The following is a 19295-nucleotide window of genomic DNA, read 5'->3' as shown; positions in this document are numbered from 1 at the left end:
AACATTGAAATCACAAACTACCGCGTCACTAAAGGTTTCTACAATGATATCCCTACCGAAAATAGCTCGACCCGCCCTTCTCATCGGTACTTTATTTGCCATGGCATTAGGCAGTATGGCGACCGCCGAGGATAGATTCAAAGATGTAGAAATAACACCGATTAAACTCAGCAATACAACCTACATGTTTGTCGGTTCTGGCGGCAATATCGGTGTTTCAGCTGGTGAGGATGGTGTGCTTATTATCGATGACCAGTTTGCCCCGCTTGCCAACAAAATATCCTTAGCATTGAGCCAAATACAAACAGGGGCGCCAAAATTTATAATCAACACCCATTACCATGGCGATCATACCGGTGCCAATGCCCACTTCGGAAAAATGGGCACCATTATGGCTCACGATAATGTATTGAAACGGTTAGCATCAGACAATAAAACGGCACCGGAGGCATTACCCGTTATAACTTATGATCAAGGTATTACGGTGCATTTCAACGGTGATGCACTAAAAGTTCGTCATATGGGTCCAGGTCATACAGATGGTGACAGCGTGGTGATTTGGAGTAACGACAAAATAGTCCATATGGGCGACCTATTCTTTAAAGACAAGTTCCCCTATATTGATTTGAAAGCTGGTGGTTCAGTTGAAGGATATCGAGATAATGTCTCGGCGGTATTACGCGGTTTAGACGAACAGACAAAAATTATTCCAGGCCATGGTGCTCTTGCTAATAAAAGTGATTTAACTCGTTTTAAGCACATGTTAGATGCATCGATTACTTGGATGAAAGATCAAAAACAGTCTGGTTTATCACTAGCAGAATTGAAAACCGCTGGCATGCCTGAAAAATGGAAAGGTTGGAGCTGGCAATTTATTTCTGAGGAAAAGTGGATAGAAACCTTATACAACGACCTCTAATTGGAATTCATCTATTTCGGTGCCGTTTATGGCACCTCTATTAGAGTTACGTCGATTGTAGCGCCGTTACTCTTCAAACACATTATTGATTAAACACCGAACTCTCTTTGTCACAAGGAACTGTGCAGCATGCGAAGAATAAACACGATAAAAAAGCTAGTTTCCATTATTTGTTTAACATTGATAACTAATGTACATGCTGCGGAGCCTGAAGAGACGCTAATAGTTGATTATAAACCTAATTGTATCGTGGAGATCTTAGCGCCAATAACTTTCAATAAGACGGCACTAAAATACCAATATTTAGGGCCTATAGAAGAAAGCCCAGCTTTCGCATTAGCACTTCAACAATTGCGCCAAGATGCAACAGCACTAGGTGCTGACGTCATGTTATTTACTAAGATTAGAAACAATAAAATATCCGTAACTAACAGGACTAGACGTAAGACCGGAGCGAAGATCAGAACAGAGACTAGCTTAAAAATGCACTTCGAAGCACAGCCATACACTCTCTGTAAAGATGACCGATCTTTTAGCAATGAACGGGCACCTTATCGCGCAGATGGTTACGTTCTACAAACAATGCAACACCAATATACACTTACCTCCAAGATCATTACGCCAAAGAAGCCTATAGAAATAGCTCAAGCAATCACCTTACCCCCAGCTAATATCTCACTCGCAACAGGTGTATACGATATCAATTTGGGCGCAAGCACAGCACAAACAGCCAAAAAACTTGGCCCACCGAGCATCATACTCACACTTGAAAAAAACGAAAAAATATGGGGCTATGGACGTCACCTTTGGTTTACCTATTCAGCTGATAAACTTAAATCGGTTAGCTCAGAGCTCGCACTATTAACTGGTGCAGGCCGAAATAGTATCGGTTTCAGAGATGGATTTGATGATACGAATTGGCAAATAGAGGGAAAAGTGGCACAAAAAAGTCCCATTGAACAAGTAAGAAAATCGCTGTCTCAGCACGATATAAAAGAGACCGTTGAACAAATTACTATGACTCAAAAGCAACAACGTCTTATATTACAGTTTGATAAATTTCACCCTACAACAAGAGATAACCCAGTGACTCTGCTGACTAACTTCACCTATAGCAGTGATATAAGTGAGCCAAAAAAGCAAATTATGCCTCCCTTAACCGCCGCACAAGAGCAGTGGTTATATAAGCACTTACAGCCCGATAATGTTGAGTTACTTACCTTGCCTAACTTACTCAAGCAGATCCCGCAAGCCAACAAAATCAATATCGCCAATGATAAAAAGCAGTGGTGGCTAGTTGGCAATAATGTGCAACTGCAATTTCATGATATGGAGCTCAATCAAGCGCACATTAGTGAGTCCCTCTTTACAGACAGTAACAGTGATGCTTTTTTTCAGTCAGTAAAATCACTACAACTGCCACTAGATAAACAAGGCATGCTAGCCTTTTATAAAGACGCCAACGACAACTATGATGAAGTTGATATAACACGGGAGCACTTTAATCTCATCGCAAAATTTGAATCAGAGGAAGATGATGCAATAGTTTATGATTTAGTGTTCACCTATTTATAGTCGCCAAAAAACCTTATTGAAGATGACTCTACAACCTTTGCATACTGCTTTACATTGGAAGTTCGCCATATGAGCCAGACCACACAGATAGAGACTGTGTTTTCATATGGAATTACTAAAAGTAGCGCATTAACTAGCACAAGTGATTTAGCTCGCTTTACACCTGCTTGATGCTTTGACTAACTGGGTGAAGAACCAAAAAGAGTCAGGCCTAACCTTAAGACAGTTATAGGCAAGCGGTATGTCTGAAAATGGAAAGGCTTGCGCTATAAATTTATCTCTGAGAACATTGCCAATTTAACCTACAAAAGGAAGAGGCGACATAATACAGGGCGTTTTAACAACAAGCCTCGTCAAAAAACCATCAAATGCCAATTATATGGCACATTGTATCGATATTGACTTGCGTTCCCTCCAATCCTTTCTAAAATTTAACCATTAATCATTCGCTACTACAGTACTGACGCTGCATCCCGCTAGGGAATATCGTGAACAAACTCCAGCAAGAAATAGATATCATTTATAGAGACATTTTAATACTCGATCTCACAAGTGAAAGGATTTGCTGTGGAGAGGAACTTAAACAATTTCATTGGCGCTGTTTCCACGTCAGTACGCTATCGGCTGCCATAAAATCGTTGCAAAAATATAATGTTCATGTCGCTATTGCGCTGATCTCAAAGACTCAGCTGCAGCGAGTATTGCATACCATCAACGCGCTTAATGAGGCTCAAAACAGCCTTATTTGGGTGGCAATATCGGTGGACAGCGCACTTGATAACGATCAATTAGCATCGTGCCTTCCCCGTTACTTCACCGACTATCATCATCTACCGATCAACTGGAAACAGCTCAACCACACCTTAGGTCATGCCTATGGTATGTCAAAGCTCAAGAAACGAAGTAAGCCGCCGATTAATCACCCTAACCATGAAAACCAGCTATTGGGTAACTCAAGCCAGATCAATACACTCAGATCAAATATCGCTAAAGTCGCGAAAGTCGATGAAGCGGTTTTAATCAGTGGAGAAACAGGCACGGGTAAAGGCCTGTGCGCACATTTAATTCATAGCCAATCAAAACGTAGCAACGGTCCATTCATTACAATTAATTGTGGGGCTTTACCTGCGAGCTTGATCCATTCAGAATTGTTTGGTCACGAAAAAGGCGCCTTCACGGGTGCCGATAAACAATATATTGGTCATATAGAAAGGGCTCATAAAGGCACTCTGTTTCTCGATGAAATCGGCGATCTCTCATTAGAATCTCAAGTTAATCTGTTACAGTTTTTAGAAGACCACATCATTGAGCGTTTAGGCGGCAGTGTAGCTATAACGATTGATTGCCGGATTATATTCGCCTCACATATCAACTTAGAAACCGCTGTTGAAGAGGGCCGTTTTCGAGAAGATCTCTATTACCGAATCAATATACTACATCTTCATGCCCCTAGCCTTAGAGAGCATAAAGAGGATATAACGCTACTCGTTGATGAATACCTCAAACAATATAGCCCAAGTGAACAGTTGTTTACGCTGACAGCTAAAGCACTGAAAACAATGTATGAATATCAGTGGCCTGGCAATATCAGAGAACTCAAAAATCGTATCCATCGAGCCATTATTATGGCCAACAATGATCAATTAACTGCAACAGATTTAGGCATAAAAATCGTAAACCTTCAGTCCGATGGAGAGGATGTTATCAACCTCGCTCAACATAGAGTGGAGATAGATACTGAGCTGTTACTAGACGCTATCAAACGTAATAGCCACAACATATCAGCAGCCGCAAGAGAGCTTAAAATCTCTCGGACAACATTCTATCGCTTAATTAAAAAATGCAAAATCAAACTCTAGAGATAAGAACCCCAAATCCACTTAAACACCCGAGGATCACGGCAATGTTAAGATATAAACAACAATCCATTGTGTTCATGCTGACATCGCTATTCATTGTGGCTTGCCAGCCACAAGGTGATGCAAACTTAAAAGAAAAGATAACCTCGCTCAAGCAAGACGTTAGCCTATTGAAGAAAGAGATCAGTCGTATAGGCAGTCAAGTTAACGATATTCATACCATCGCCATGAGCTCGCAAAAACCCCAATACAAAACCTTACCCACGCAAACTAATTTCAATGCAGACGGCAGCCTTCCATTACTGGGCAGCGCAGCTTCACAATTGGCAATCATTGAATTTTCTGATTACCAATGTCCGTATTGCAAGCGTTTCATCGACCAAACATTCACTAAGATAAAGTCCAATTACATCGATACGGGCAAAGTCCAATACCTCACTCGAGATTTCCCGCTTAAGTTTCACCCAAAAGCCGAAGGTGCCGCCATTGCCGCTAATTGTGGCCTTAAACAAGATGCATATTGGCCAATGCGCGACTCACTATTTAAAAACATGCAACAACTCAATGAGGCACTATACCAACAGACTGCCACTGACTTATCTTTAGATCTCACCCTATTTGCCGAGTGCCTCGCAGATGAAGCTATTTCGAGTAAAGTACAACAAGATATCGCTTACGGCTCCTCTCTGGGGATAAGAGGTACGCCCAGCTTTATCATTGGTAGAATCGAAGGCAATCAATTGATAAGTCCAAAGCTTGTCGTTGGCGCGCAAAGCTATGAAACCTTCGCAGTTCTAATGGATGAACTGCTCGCCAAACCTGAAAAAAGTGATTAATTAGCCACAGGTAAGAGGAGACTTTCAGTTAATCTGCTGCAATATGGAATCGCACAATGCCAGTACAGTTCATATCAACCTCTTACTGGCAATTTTCCTATCAATAACTCCAATCCAACAGTGCATCGGCTGTAGCCATGATGCGTTACCGAAAGCCCATTAAAGGGCTGGCTATGCCCATTACTCTAGACGCTAAACCAACTCAACGACAGAGCTGCTAATTATACCGCTCTATTGCTCTGACTCGAAGATCCCAGCCAGACTTTCACCATTAACAAAGCCTAACATCCCCGCCGCTAATTAAATTTAAAAAGAGCTCTACTAACAACTACCTTAACTCGAACATAGTCAATATATCTCCAATTTAAATGGTAATCATATTCTGCGAGAGACAACAGTTGCGCCAGTCTGTTTGCTCAGCATTGCAACAGTAACTGTAACAGGCGTTACAGCGCCAACGTGAACAATTTCGCAATAAAACCACCTATAAACAACTACTTAAGATAAATCATCATTAACTGCTGTTACATCAGTGATACAGAATGGCACTAAAAACCCAGCCGATTAAGATGTTTAATCAACATATTCAATAACTTATAAAAACGGCCTAACGCTTGCTTACTCTTCAAGCATAAGTTTGAAATTTACCTCACTGTAAGCCAGTAACAAACGCTTGTTTCAGCCAGGTAATCAGTCTTATCGGCAATATGCCAACCATGGCGTAACCATGCTTTTACGCCAAATATTGAAACAACCCAAGCAACAACTTATTGAAATTTTTAATAACTAACAAGTAATTAGCACGTTTTATCCGTATTCACTTATAGGATGGTAAATATTATGAAACGATTCAAATGCAAACGGCTTATCGGAGCGCTAGGTATTGCGCTGATAAGCACAACAGCCCTTTATGGAGTGACCAGTCTGACGCCAGCCAACGCAGGTGCTTACGACTGGCTCAATCTGACGCCGCCGCAACAGGCTGAAAAATTCTGTATGGCAGATGCCTACTTGCTCAAACCGGGCAACAAGCTCGCCCAGGACAAACTCAACTGTACCGCCAATGACGTCGAAATCACTAGGGTGACACCGAATGACCCTAGCGCTGAGTGTAACCTCGGGCAAGTGTTTACCTTCGATGCCGATGTGACGGTGCGAACCAACGCTAATGAGCGCTGGGACACCACCTTCTATCTACCTTTAACAGATGCTAGCCCTCAAGTCGTCCATGGCCCAGGTCTTCGCGACTGTAGTATGATCTTGCCGATCCCTGGTGCCAGTGGCGAAACTGCCGATGTTCAGTTAGACGGCGATCAATGTGGCGATATTACCAAGGCTTTAGGCCCAGATGAATACGTACTAGCGGGTGAGTCTATCACCATGCTGTGTTCGGATGAGGATCAGGATAATCGCGCCGACTTCACCTACTGTGCAGCCTGGGATAACATAGAACGTAGCAACTGTACGACTGACGAAGATCCTTACGCTGGTCAGATCCCCAACAATAAATCCAAGTGTAATTGTGACACCTTTAATATTGATGTCTTTATCAAACCAGCCCCACCAACGGTGGTTAAAACGCTAACCACCCAGTCATCTCGTAGTGAGCCAGGCGGAACATTTAGCTATACAGTCAGCTTCACTAACCCTAATGCGCAAACCTCACTGTTTATCACATCGCTAAGTGATGAGATTGATATTGGCGGCGAAGGAACGTTCGACAGATCAATTGATCTATGGAACGGCCTAGATACTGTCTTGCCTATGGTAGACGGCGTATATCTGACTGCGACTAACTGTTCACAGCCTGCTAACGGCGGGGAAATATTGCCTAGCGGTTCATACAGTTGTGCCTTCACGGTGCATATTGTTGACCGAGACTTGCCCGACGATCAGAGTCCGCAGTTCTATGACGACTTAGTGATACTAGCTCTGGAAGATAAGAACGGTGATGCCGTCACTGACGGTGATAGCTGTGCAGCCATTCCAGGTAGCATTGATGGCGATCATTGTAGTAACGAGATCACGGTGCAGATCACCAATCTAGAACCGGCGATTACAGTCACTAAGACCGCCAATCCAACATGGGTGTTGGAACCGGGTGATGATGTCGAGTTTACGATAACAGTCGACAATGATGCCGCATTCTGGGATTCTCCACTTACGCTTACAGCGCTAAACGACACCGACTTTGGTGATCTTCTCGCCGATGAGTGTTCAGGCGTGTCAACCAGTATCGCCTTAGGCGGAACTTACACTTGTACCTTCACTAAGTTCATTGGCGGCGATGCCGGCGATCTACACTCTAATACCGTGTCAGCAACTGCGGAAGATGATGAGCTTGATCAGGCAACCGGCGGCGACTCTGCGATGGTCGATATACGTGATGTGCCATCGATGATAACCCTAGTTAAAACCGCGACACCAACCTCAGTACTTGAGACCGGTGACGATCCCAATAATTACAGCAACGTGAGTTACAACTTCACCTTTAGCGTTAACGCTGCGGGTGTGGATGAAGTGACCTTCAGCAGTCTGACCGACATTCCATTCGGTAACCTAACCGGTGAATGTATGGTCGACAGTAAGAATGGCGCACCTATAACGCCGACAGCACTTAGTGGCTTTATGCTGCTTCCTGGCCAGTATGCAAGTTGTGATATCACTAAGGGTCTGCAGGGTAACGCAGGTGAAACCCACCTCAATACGGCCACGATCAGAGGTATTGATGATGACGGTCAAAACGTGGATGCCACGGATGACGCGCTAGTGACCTTTACACCGCAAGCCCCTGATACGGATATGGCGTTCGCCACCAGTATGTTAGTGGTGCTTGAGCTAACCAATGCCGGTATCGAAGACGTGACCTTAACCGCACTCACAGTGCAAGGTATCACGGTTGCCGACGGTAATTTCAATACAGCCTTTACCATTCTGAATGCCATCGGCGGTGAACATGCCGGCGTGGCATATTCAGCCTGTAGTATAGGAACTGTACTGGGTTACAGTGGTTCTCCTACCGATACCTACAGTTGTGCCTTTACCATAGAGCTCAAGCCTGGTATTGAGAATACTGACGATATCAATTTCCTCGCATCTGGTGTTAACGGCGTCGTCGCCGTAGTCGCAGACGATGAGGGAGATGAAGTTGTCAATGGCGTAGCGGTTCAAGTTATTACTGATGAGTAACTAATAGCACTCGAATGTTAACTAAGCTACAAGCTTGATATAGCAAAGAGGGCGACGGTCAATACCGCCGCCCTTTTTATATCGCAATCGATAAAAATTGATTTAAGATAAAAAATGGTAGCACTAACTATTTTTTACCATTGCCATGACCATTGCCATTACCGTTGCCACCGCTCAAGCTAAGGCTGACCGAAGCCGTTGCCGTCATATCACCGTCACTGATGGTATAGCTAAAGCTATCGCTGCTCTTAAAGCTCTTTGCCGGTGTATATAACAGCTGACCACTGCTAGTAATTTGCACACTGCCCTTGGCGCCTTGGCTCACAGAGACGATAGTAAGCTCATCACCTTCAGCATCAAAGTCATTGGCTAGCACATCGATGGTGACCGATGTTTTAGAGGACATAGTTACGCTATCACTGACCGCGACAGGGGCCGTATTAGCAATTGATTTAACCGTGTAACTGACACTATCACTGCCGATATAATCTGTTTCAGCTGTATTTTTCGCGTTAACGGCGATGTTAAATGCCCCAGCAGCCGTTGCCGCGTCAGAAGTGATGCTAATATTCACCACTGCACTGCCACCCGGTGTTAGGTTGACCTTGGTATTACTTGCGCTCCAGCCAGTAGGCGCATCGGCAAACACCTCAAAACTGGCCTCTAAACAGGCCTCGCTATCTCGACTGGTCACAGTCGCGCTGTAACTCACCTGAGTCCCAGCGATGACTTCGGCTCCCTGAGGATTCGACACCACAATAGAAGGCGCAGCAAGCGTACACGTCGGTAACGGCTTCGATACCGTATAACTCGCTATATCATTGCCAGTATAGCGATTGTCTTGACTATTTTTAGCACTTAAATCGAAATCATAAGTACCGTCTTGCGCCACTGTGGATGACTCCACATTTAAGCTAATATTACGGCTCTCACCCGGCGCCAAACTCACACCTAGCGTATCAGCACTCCAACCCGCTGGCACATTCGCTGCCACATCGAAATTACTGCTCTCACAGCTGCTGCTATCCTGACTGGTTATAGTGCCGCGGTAGGTCGCAACCGCACCCGGCGCTAGCTCACCACTGTTGTCAACAGACAAGATAAATCTTGGACTCGCCATGACGCAGGCCGCGACAGGGGTGTCCACCACATAACTGACGATACCAGTCTGAGCATAATCGCTATTACTGCGGTCTGCAGCACTGAACTCAATGTCGTAAAAACCATCGGCTGCGGTATCTAATGAGCTTACATTCAGCGTCACCGTACCACTCATCCCGGGCGCTAAGCTGAGACTCTTCTCTGTCGCCGTCCAGCCACTAGGCACCAGCGCCGACACATCATAATCAGAGGTTGCACAGTCTGTACTGTCATTATTGGTGACTGATGCGCTATAGGTCACAAGCGTTCCCGCCTCTACCCAAGCACTTTCATTAGGTAGCAATGACAAACTTGGATTCGCCTTAACACAGCTAAGACCTGAATAGCTTACATTGACACTGGCACCCGAGGCGTCAGCCCATTCGGTGGTAATGGTAACGCCAGCATCAAGGTCCTGATAACTGGTACCTGCTAGTAATGCTGCATCATCGAGATCATAAATGCCGCTGTTGGGTGTCATATCGAGTAACAAGTTACTCTGCATGTCGTTCTCAGTCGCCAGATGCAATACCACGCCATCTGTTATACCGCTCTTACCGGCTAGGAAACTATCGAAACCAATTGCCTGACGATATTCGAGGTAATACCACAGCGGCAGTCCGGAATCAGCATCAATGCCGCGTCGTACTCTAAGTCCCTTGGCTTTACCTGCTGGCGCAGTTTCATAGGGTTCTAGTTGATAGCTACCATCACTTTCAGCAGTAATAACTTCACCCGCTGAAGATGTGATCCAACCGAGTTGTTGCTTACTAAAAGCATTGAAATGGCCCGTTACTTCAGATTTACCCATAATGTCCATGGTATCGCCATATTCAAATGACAAACAACGACCAGCCAATACCCCATCAGAACAATCAAGATCTTTAGCATGGTGCAATCCAAGGTTGTGACCCAATTCATGCCCAACAGTGCGCAGTGTCATTGAACCATTGATGAACGCACGAGAAGGGCTTCCACCAATAGTCCCCTGCCCCGTCCAGCCACAATCGCTGTTCTCGGGATAGATATACACCCAGCGATCGTAATTTTCAACATCGATACCACTTTCGATAACCGCTTGACGTCCGTAATTGTCGATTGCGTTAGTACTACAAGTCGCATCAATTGGCAGGGTGAAGTAGCCTTGTACATCTCCGCTTAACCAAGTCTGACCATAAGACGCTTCCTGGTAATAGTCGTTCACAGGACCAAAAACCAATTCCTGCGCCTGTTCAACAGTCCATGGCTCGCTGGCATTGTTTTGAAAGTTGACCAGAAGAACCAAGGTGCGTTGTTCGCCTAATGTATTGGATAAACTTGACTCGGAAATGGTGGTCGTAGTCATAGCGGTATCAGCTAGAAGCGCCAATCCATCTAGCTCATCATTGAGAACTAACGCGCTTGAGTCCATTTCGTCCGAGTTATTACCGGTAAACATCCAGCCTTTAGCGCTAACACGAGTGCCCGACTTAAGTTCATCAGACTTTGTATTTTTAGACAGGTACAACTCAATTGGTCCGTTATCTGTCATTAACGAATGACGCAGGTGACTCTTACCGCTATCGTCATAATCCACGTATAACACTTGCAACTCGCCTTTAAGCTCACTCTTTTGAGTCAGCATAGCCAGCACTTCCTCCGGCATACCGGCTCTGGAAGATTCTGGCAACACGGCACGTACTGCCGCAGCGGGATCAATTTTGACTAAGTCGATTAGCAGTGTCTGACGAGCCTCAGCGTATGCAATCAACTCTTGCTTGAGTTGCTTCTTATTTGATTTACTCGCATGGCGATACTCAGCCATACGGTTAGCAAGCATCAAGGTCTGCTCTTCTGCTTGATTTTTGTGAGCGTGTTTGTCTTTAGTTTGCGCTTTGCTTTGGGCTGAGGATCTCTCCTGAGCTGTGGCACTGGCATGTGCATCCGCGTTTGCAGATACGGCAAACGAAGATGTGGAAAAAGTAATGGCTGAAAAAACCAGTAATGCCGTGGCTGGGAGCTTTAAAAAATTGGCAGCCGAGTTCGATGCCACTATGACATTTTCTTTGTTCAAAAATCATTTCCCCTAAAAGTAAAACTTAGTTAACTAAACCGATCTAATGACAGATTTCTTATTTTGAATCTTCTGGTACAAGGATTATTAAATAATCGCCAGCAGAGCGTCTGCAGCGCATACTAGCTCTGGGCTGACCAGTTAAACCAGCCGGCATACTAGCAAAGGGGTCGGTGAATTTACAAACAGTAATTGATCGTTTTTTGATCGATCGCTCACTTTTTAACCACCGATCAAGCTAAGTAATTGAAAAGGAATCAATGGCTAAACCTGTTCTATTTTTGAGCTATTATGGTGAAAGTTGTTATCAGAAGGTAAGGCGAACAACATCTGAAAGTATCAACTTATACTGAAGGGTTTTAACTAATGCAGATATTAACTCTAGAAATAAGGCGTTATGCAAACCAGCTATTAATAATTCACAGCTCATACCATTCTATATAAGTATCTGCTCAGTTCAGAGCCTCATGCGCTGCGGCTGATATTAAATCGAAGGCAAAGCCAGTATGCGGAGTTAGGTGCCCTAAGTATACGACTGCATATATGCCGGAGGTAGACTGTTACCGAGGATGACAGAGCCGAGAATAACGAATAGCTTCAAACATTGGCTAGCCTAATGAATGTGGTGAATATCTGTATTGCAGGACCAAACAGCCCTTGCCAACAGGAGTTTGAACTCCAGTTGCATGTGCCGATACCGACTTAGAATGGGACGGTTCCACAGAGAGGACAGTAAAAAAGCGCTCAAAAGCGCTTTTTAAATACATCAATTCAGAGGTTAATTTCAATCTCTGCTTAGCGAGTCTAAACAACCCTCCCAATAGGGTTAGCCTTCGATTAGCGGCTCTGCTTTATTCTCAAGTAACACCGGGATCCCTTCATTTATCGGGTAGGCAATCTTATCAAATTTGCAGATAAGCTTTTGATCTTCTTTGCTGTACTCTAGCTTTCCTTTGCACACTGGACACGCCACAATCTCGAGTAATTTTTTATCAAATGCCATGCTGTTACCTTTGTTTCTCTACGGCCAATTGTTTAATTCGGGCCAGAAGTTGTTGATCAAATGAAGGTGGTAGCTTCGCATCTACGGCTAAATACCACCAGTTATCTTTTGCAAATTCGCGACATTTCACCGCATCTTTTTCTGTCATGACTAACGGTTTATCACCTGTTAGTGCCATCAATTCTGCTTCTTTGTATGCGCTGTGGTCATCAAACGCATGTCTGCTTTCTAACTTGAAGCCTTGTTCAGTTAAACTATCAAAAAAACGAGCTGGATTGCCTATTCCCGCCATAGCCACAACAGCCTGGTCCGCTTTGGGGGCCGTATGCTCAGCAGCATAGCCTGATACTGGCAACCACTGCGTCGGCTGCAGCTGCATCTGCAGTTCCGCGGCCAGCGCTACCCCGCCATTAACGATAACATGGTCAACGTTTGCCATGCGCCACTTGCCCTCTCTTAATGGGCCCGCAGGTAATAGCATGCCGCTGCCGAGACGCCTTTCACCGTCGAGAATAATCAGTTCAATGTCGCGTCCAAGGGCATAGTGCTGCAAACCATCATCGCTGATGATCACATCAACATTAAAGTTTTCGAGTAGCGCATTTGCGGCATCTACTCTTTTAGCGCCTACGACCATAGGAACCGCTGTTCTTGCCACCAGCATTGCGGGTTCATCACCCACCTTTGCAGCTGTGTCACCAGGTAAAACTGCGCGAACACCGTCAATGTCGACACCGTAACCACGACTGATTACACCTGGGTTATAACCGTGTTTCCGCAACAGTTCAATCAAGTAAATAACCGTAGGCGTTTTACCGCTACCACCCACGGTAATGTTGCCCACAATAATAACTGGCACTGGCAGCTTAGTTTGCTTGGCGATCCCCAAAGCAAACAGGGTTCGTCTAAGGCAGGTAATTACCCCAAATAATACCGATAACGGCCACAATAAAAATCTAAGTGGGTGACCTTGATACCATAACTTGTTTATCCAAGACTGCATCTAGCTACCAAACTGCATCTGATACAGGTTGTAGTATACGCCCTGCTTTGCAAGTAAAGAGGTATGAGTGCCGCGTTCAACAACTTGCCCTTGGTCAACCACGAGTATTTGATCTGCACTTTCAATGGTTGATAATCGGTGAGCAATCACAATCGAAGTACGATTTTGTCTTAGATTATCGAGGCCATCTTGAATCGCTTTTTCCGACTCTGTATCTAACGCCGATGTTGCTTCGTCCAAAATCAATACTGGCGAGTCACGTAATATCGCTCTCGCAATCGCGATACGCTGTCTTTGACCACCGGAGAGCATGACACCGTTTTCGCCGATTTGAGTATCAAGTCCTAGCGGCATCGGTTCGATAAACTCCATTGCATGCGCTAGTGTTGCAGCGTGAATAATCTGCTCTCGCGAAGCTTCGCCTGGGTAGGCATAAGCAATGTTATTAGCAATTGAGTCATTAAATAGCGTCACTTGTTGCGAGACCAAAGCTATTTGGCTGCGCAGTGAGGTCAATTTGTATTCATCTATATTGGCGCCATCGAGTGTAATTTCACCCGACTTGAGCCCTGTATAAAAGCGGGTGACCAAACTTGCTATCGTCGATTTGCCAGAACCTGAACGGCCAACTAACGCTAACGTTTGGCCTTGTTCAACTTTAAAGTCGATACCGTTTAGCGCAAGTTTTTCATGGCCAGGGTAACTGAAATCAACATTATTAAATGCGAGTTCACCAACAACACGGTCGACTTCAAGCTTGCCGCTATCAGTTTCGGGCTTGGTATCTAGCAATTCAAATACTGTGGTACACGCTGCAATACCACGTTGAAATTCGGCATTAACGCGGGTCAGGTTTTTAATCGGTTGTAACATCGCCAGCATGGCACCTAAAATGGTTGCAAAGGTACCTGCCGTGAGCTCAGCTTTCATGCTATCGATGCTTGCAGCATATAGGATAAACGCGATAGCAAACGAGCCAATAATCATCACTAGTGGTTGACTAATCGCTTGAGCCGTCGCGAGTTTCATTGTTTGATAGCGGTTTTGGTCGTTTACTTTAGCAAAGCGCTGCGCTTCTGTTTTTTGGCCGCCAAAAGACAGTACATTCTTATGACCTTTAATCATCTGCTCTGTCGCTGCAGTGACCCCCCCCATTGCCGCTTGTATATTTTTCGACACTTTTCTAAAACGGCGACTAACAACCGTAATGACCAGCCCGATAATCGGACCGACAACTAAGATGACTAATGATAATTTCCATGAGAAGTAGAACATGATGCTGATCATGCCGATGACAGTGATACTGTCACGTACTATGGTGATGAGCGCACTACCGGATGCTCGGGCAATTTGTTCTGTGTCGTAGGTAACACGGGAAATTAAATTACCGGTGTTCTCGTTGTCCATATAACTCACAGGCAGCGTCAAATAATGTTCAAACACCTCTTGGCGCATATCCATTATCACTCGAGCGCTCATGTAAGAGATGCAATAAGTTGACAAAAAGTTCGCTAAGCCGCGCAGACTAAAGAGCACTATGACCACAAAAGGAGCAATGAGTAACACGTCATTGCCTGAGCTAAAACCATTACTAGTGCCAAGATCAACGTTGGTTAATCCGCCAACGCCAGAAGCCGCCTGACTAGCTTGACCGCCGAAGCCTTCATCAATGAAAGGTTTTATAACGGCAATAAATGTCGCATCAACTAATGCGTACATCGTTAAGCCAATAACGGCAAAAAACAGTACTTTCTTGAGAGGTTTCAAATAGCCGAGAAGGCGCTTAAAGACTGTCCAGACTTCACTTTTAGGAGATGTTGTCATTGATAGAATTTACGTATTGGCAAAAGAGTCATTCTACTCTGGATTTTTCATCTCACCAAACCTTAACACCTGGTTATACCAAAATGGCGCAAAATCTGAACGATATGTGTAAAAATTAATAGTTTCTGGCTGAAAAACAACACTAACTTGCCCCAGCTCTCCGCTGACTAATGTAGCGATCCCCAAATCATGATATCTCCTCATAATATCTTTTTTAGGAAAACCATAGCGATTATTAAACCCAGCAGGAAACAACACCAACTGCGGTGATACCGCTTTAATAAACCCATCACTTGAGGATGTTCTGCTGCCATGATGTGGTGCTGTCATCACATCACTCGCTATCCTTTTATGGGCTATCAGCTTTTGCTCAGCCCCATGCTCAATATCTCCGGTTAATAACAGACTGTTATCGCCACTAGCAAAACGAATCACACATGAACCATTATTTCCTTTGGCGGGTATTAAAGGGCCAATGATCTCGAGGTTAATTGCTTGCCACAGCATTTTTTTGGGTCGGCAATTAACCATTCCCCATCTTTTATCGTCGGATATGACAATAGCCTCAGGGAAAGCCTCCATGATGACGGATGTACCACCAGCATGGTCATTATCAGCATGGCTAATCACTAAGAAGTCTACTTTCGTAATACCTTTACTGTTTAAAAATGGCAGAATGATACGGTCGGCATAACTAAAGTTCTCGCCAAAACTGGCACCAGTATCGTAAATAATTGCTCGGCCATTTTGTTCAATAACGGCCGACAAACCCTGGCCTACATCCAATAGATGAACTTTCCATTGCTGCTGTTGAATACCGAATATCGTTTGCAAAGCCAATATCACCGCAGGAAGCGTCATTACACTAAATGCTAAGCGCCAACGCATGGTGCGAAACTGACAACAGAGCCAAATACCCAGTACTGCACTAATCATGACCGCTATCCATTGCATTGATAAACCAAGCCAAGCAAATGGAATACCACTGCCAATGTCTAACAACATGAGCACAGGCTCCATCGTTAATTGGCTCAGCCAAAAAAGATCAACTAACTCAGGATCAACACCAACCAACATCGCCATGATAAAGATCAACAGAGACAACAGTGATATCGGCAAAACAATAAAACTAAACCAAGGCACCAAAATTAGGTTTACTGCAATGCTAATGATCGAGGTGCCTGCAAAAAATATCGCTTGTACTCCCCCTAAAACCACAGCCAACCGCCACTGTACCGCCCAAAATGCGACGACCCATCGTAGAGTGGCTCTAAAGCCAAGTATTGCTTGTTTAAGCAATACTTGGGGAACTGAAACCGCTGCAGGCTGCTGTGACGCTACGTTAGTTTCAACAGCTTTAAGCCGTGGCGGGTCAAACTTGCTTACAGTGAGCAAAATAACTGCCAGTGCAGTAAAGGAGAGCCAAAAACTTGCACTTAGCGGGCTCAAAGGATCCAGTAATAGCACCATGAATAGCGCATACAGCAATCTTTCCCAGCTACTTGAAAAACGGTTAAATAACCATGACGAAATATAGGCTAAGAGCATGATAAGCGCGCGCTGAGTCGACACAGAAAAACCAGCTAGATAGGCGTAAGCAATGGCAGCTACGGCACAAAGTACCATCGCAATCACGCCGTTTCGCCGCCCTTGAGTCGGTAAAAAGTTAAACAGTAATACTTTGCTAACAAGATATATCCACAAGCTAGCAACCGACAGGTGTAACCCAGATATCGCAAACAGGTGACCCGTCCCCGTGTTTCGCAACTGCTGCCAACGCTCTGATGTCATTAGGCTTCGATCGCCAACCAACAGTGCTAGCAACAGGTCTTGCGCAGCGTACCCAGCCAATACTGGCTTCAACTGTTCAATGAGTTTATCTCTAACACCTTTATTGTCGCTTAACAGCTGCCCTGCTGTTACTTTACCTTTCATGAAAATATGTTTACTTAGAAGGTATTTCTGCTGATTAAACCCTCCCTGGTTTAAAGGGCTAGTAATCGGCTTAGGTTTTATAGTTAATAACCACTGCTGCCCAACCCTTACTGTAGGCGGGTTTGACCACGACAACCTAAGTTTTCTTGTTAGTTTTTGGGGCAAAATTGAATCAACCAGCATAATATCCATACTAATCCAGTCGCCGTTTGCATGAACTAGTGATATGATTTCGCCCTTAATATTGATAGCATCGGCATTTTTAGTGGTGTCCCACTCCATTAAAAATGCATAGAACATCGATATCCAGCTAAGTGCGAACAAGCAACCAGCTAGCATTGGGATCCGCCGAATTAAGACCATCGCCACTAAAATACAAAGCGGCAATAGAGACAGCTGAGGGAGCGATGGCCAGACCATTGCTGATAATATAGTGGCGCAAAAGCCACACATGAATCCATTCATAATGAAGTAAGTTAAGACAGCAAATTCGAGTTATGCCAAAAAAAATTATAGAAAGATTTATGCCCAAGCCTGAAACACTGCGTAATCATAAGAATCTACGCATGTTCGGCGATCTTTTACTAAAGCCTAATTTATGGGCGCTCAATCGGCGTTCAGCACCGGGAGCATTCGCTGTTGGACTATTTGTGGCGTGGATGCCTATGCCGTTTCAAATGGTACTGGCTGCAGCGCTAGCGATTTTATTTAACGTCAACTTACCCGTTGCAGTGGCACTTGTATGGATCACAAACCCGGTGACGATGCCGTTTATGTTTTATATGGCCTATATGCTAGGGGCAAAAATATTGGGGCATCATCCGCAAGAGTTTGCTTTTGAAGCTAGCTGGCAGTGGGTTGAGTCGTCAATCGAAACCATTGGGCCCTCTTTTCTAACGGGTTGCTTTGTTTTTGGGGTGCTGTTTTCGGTTACGTCCTTCTTCTTGATTAAAACCTTATGGAAGTATTCAGTCCTGTTTAAGTGGAGAAACCGCAACAAGTGATAGCACTATCACTTATTGCGTTTTGAGCTGCTGGTTCTGATTGCTTAAAAAAACCCTAATAACAAAAAAGCAGCTTATCGCTGCTTTTTTGTTGCTTTGGAGATGCTGACGCTAGTTCGCTGCCTGCTTTTCCAGTACGCTCTTCATCGAAGGAACGATGCTGGTTGGGTCGAGCCTCATCTGGTACCAATTAACTCGCCAATCAAGATGTGGTCCTGTTGCACGGCCAGTAGCGCCTACTTCAGCGACCTTATCGCCCTGCTTTACCTCTTGCCCCTCTTTAACGTACAGCTTACTCAAGTGCAAAAAGCTTGAACTGACACCGTAGCCGTGATCAATAATCATTGTTCCGCCAGAGTAAAACATGTCGCTAACAGAAAGCGATATAATACCATCAGCAGGTGCAACCACTATCGTCCCCGTTTTTGCCGCAACATCTACCCCATAATGCGGCGTTCCAGGTTTACCGTTATACACACGTTGACTGCCGTATACGCCTGAAATACGGCCAGTGAGTGGCCAGATAAACGTTTGGCTAAATGCATTGCTCTCAGTAAATTGTGCCCGCGCCGCCTTAACCTGCTTACTGTCCTGTGCCGAACGACTCTGGGCCTTGGGATCAGGCTTCATGATTTTCTTGCTGATCCCGTTCACCTTTTGGATCTTGTACTCTCGCTTTGCTAAAGTCAGTGGCTTAAGCTCAGTTAATCCATCAGGATAAACCAGCTTCAGCAACTGCTTGAGCTCTGCTTCTCTAGCAAAACCAAACGCAAATTGCCCGTCAGCATTAACATCAATAAGTGCATCGTTTAAATACACCAAAGTACCCGGTTGAACCTTGGCGCGAATTAACGAACCTTGCTTAAAGTCACCATTCAATTGAACTTGGGCACTTGCCTGCCAAGATAAACTGCTGGCGAGACTTGCAATGATGATGGGAATTATTTTGCTCAAA

The 19295-nt window shown here is 44.7% G+C and carries 12 protein-coding genes; 6 read left to right on the top strand and 6 right to left on the bottom strand.

Features of this window, described 5'->3' with window-relative positions; all coding sequences use genetic code 11:
- The first annotated feature begins 43 nt into the window (after window positions 1-43).
- The 5 genes from JK628_RS09720 to JK628_RS09700 all read left to right on the top strand — a co-directional run bounded on the left by JK628_RS09720 (window position 44) and on the right by JK628_RS09700 (window position 8378).
- Window positions 44-919: an MBL fold metallo-hydrolase gene (locus JK628_RS09720; RefSeq protein ID WP_202289279.1), complete on the top strand. Its 876-nt coding sequence runs from the start codon at window positions 44-46 to the stop codon at window positions 917-919.
- A 129-nt stretch (window positions 920-1048) separates the two neighbouring features.
- Entirely contained in the window at window positions 1049-2494 is a 1446-nt protein-coding gene (locus JK628_RS09715) for a hypothetical protein (RefSeq protein ID WP_202289278.1), read from the top strand.
- A 488-nt stretch (window positions 2495-2982) separates the two neighbouring features.
- Complete coding sequence (locus JK628_RS09710) at window positions 2983-4353, top strand: sigma-54 dependent transcriptional regulator (RefSeq protein WP_202289277.1); 1371 nt, start codon at window positions 2983-2985, stop codon at window positions 4351-4353.
- Window positions 4354-4397: 44 nt separating this feature from the next.
- Window positions 4398-5189: a DsbA family protein gene (locus tag JK628_RS09705; protein ID WP_202289276.1), complete on the top strand. Its 792-nt coding sequence runs from the start codon at window positions 4398-4400 to the stop codon at window positions 5187-5189.
- 840 nt (window positions 5190-6029) lie between these two features.
- The gene (locus JK628_RS09700; protein WP_237524182.1) at window positions 6030-8378 is read left to right on the top strand and encodes a hypothetical protein; all 2349 of its coding nucleotides are present in this window, start codon (window positions 6030-6032) and stop codon (window positions 8376-8378) included.
- Between the two features lie 127 nt (window positions 8379-8505).
- Here the strand turns inward: JK628_RS09700 and JK628_RS09695 are convergent, their stop codons facing one another.
- The 5 genes from JK628_RS09695 to JK628_RS09675 all read right to left on the bottom strand — a co-directional run bounded on the left by JK628_RS09695 (window position 8506) and on the right by JK628_RS09675 (window position 17675).
- The gene (locus JK628_RS09695; protein WP_202289274.1) at window positions 8506-11571 is read right to left on the bottom strand and encodes an Ig-like domain-containing protein; all 3066 of its coding nucleotides are present in this window, start codon (window positions 11569-11571) and stop codon (window positions 8506-8508) included.
- Window positions 11572-12397: 826 nt separating this feature from the next.
- Entirely contained in the window at window positions 12398-12574 is a 177-nt protein-coding gene (locus tag JK628_RS09690) for a Trm112 family protein (RefSeq protein ID WP_202289273.1), read from the bottom strand.
- Between the two features lie 4 nt (window positions 12575-12578).
- Window positions 12579-13577: a tetraacyldisaccharide 4'-kinase gene (gene lpxK / locus JK628_RS09685; protein ID WP_202289272.1), complete on the bottom strand. Its 999-nt coding sequence runs from the start codon at window positions 13575-13577 to the stop codon at window positions 12579-12581.
- A complete protein-coding gene (msbA, locus tag JK628_RS09680) occupies window positions 13578-15401 on the bottom strand; it encodes a lipid A export permease/ATP-binding protein MsbA (RefSeq protein WP_202289271.1) in 1824 nt (607 codons plus the stop codon).
- 33 nt (window positions 15402-15434) lie between these two features.
- On the bottom strand, window positions 15435-17675 hold the full coding sequence (locus JK628_RS09675) for a DNA internalization-related competence protein ComEC/Rec2 (RefSeq protein ID WP_237524181.1): 2241 nt from the start codon (window positions 17673-17675) through the stop codon (window positions 15435-15437).
- Window positions 17676-17833: 158 nt separating this feature from the next.
- On the opposite strand from JK628_RS09675, the gene JK628_RS09670 reads away from it, so the two are divergent.
- The gene (locus JK628_RS09670) at window positions 17834-18340 is read left to right on the top strand and encodes a DUF2062 domain-containing protein (RefSeq protein WP_202289269.1); all 507 of its coding nucleotides are present in this window, start codon (window positions 17834-17836) and stop codon (window positions 18338-18340) included.
- 111 nt (window positions 18341-18451) lie between these two features.
- Here JK628_RS09670 and JK628_RS09665 read toward each other — a convergent pair whose 3' ends face one another.
- Window positions 18452-19294, bottom strand: coding sequence for a M23 family metallopeptidase (locus JK628_RS09665; protein WP_202289268.1), 843 nt, complete (start codon window positions 19292-19294; stop codon window positions 18452-18454).
- Window position 19295: the final 1 nt, after the last annotated feature.

Origin of the sequence: Shewanella sp. KX20019 (assembly GCF_016757755.1) — a bacterium.
Taxonomy (GTDB): Bacteria; Pseudomonadota; Gammaproteobacteria; order Enterobacterales; family Shewanellaceae; genus Shewanella.
Note: the sequence above shows the minus strand (reverse complement) of the source record. Positions and strands in the feature narration are given on the sequence as shown.

Coding starts and splice junctions, on each gene's coding strand:
- JK628_RS09700 (WP_237524182.1), top strand. CDS start 6,030: ATGAAACGATTCAAATGCAAACGGCTTATCGGAGCGCTAGGTATTGCG.
- JK628_RS09705 (WP_202289276.1), top strand. CDS start 4,398: ATGTTAAGATATAAACAACAATCCATTGTGTTCATGCTGACATCGCTA.
- lpxK (WP_202289272.1), bottom strand. CDS start 13,577: ATGCAGTCTTGGATAAACAAGTTATGGTATCAAGGTCACCCACTTAGA.
- JK628_RS09720 (WP_202289279.1), top strand. CDS start 44: ATGATATCCCTACCGAAAATAGCTCGACCCGCCCTTCTCATCGGTACT.
- JK628_RS09670 (WP_202289269.1), top strand. CDS start 17,834: ATGCCAAAAAAAATTATAGAAAGATTTATGCCCAAGCCTGAAACACTG.
- JK628_RS09675 (WP_237524181.1), bottom strand. CDS start 17,675: ATGCTAGCTGGTTGCTTGTTCGCACTTAGCTGGATATCGATGTTCTAT.
- JK628_RS09715 (WP_202289278.1), top strand. CDS start 1,049: ATGCGAAGAATAAACACGATAAAAAAGCTAGTTTCCATTATTTGTTTA.
- msbA (WP_202289271.1), bottom strand. CDS start 15,401: ATGACAACATCTCCTAAAAGTGAAGTCTGGACAGTCTTTAAGCGCCTT.
- JK628_RS09690 (WP_202289273.1), bottom strand. CDS start 12,574: ATGGCATTTGATAAAAAATTACTCGAGATTGTGGCGTGTCCAGTGTGC.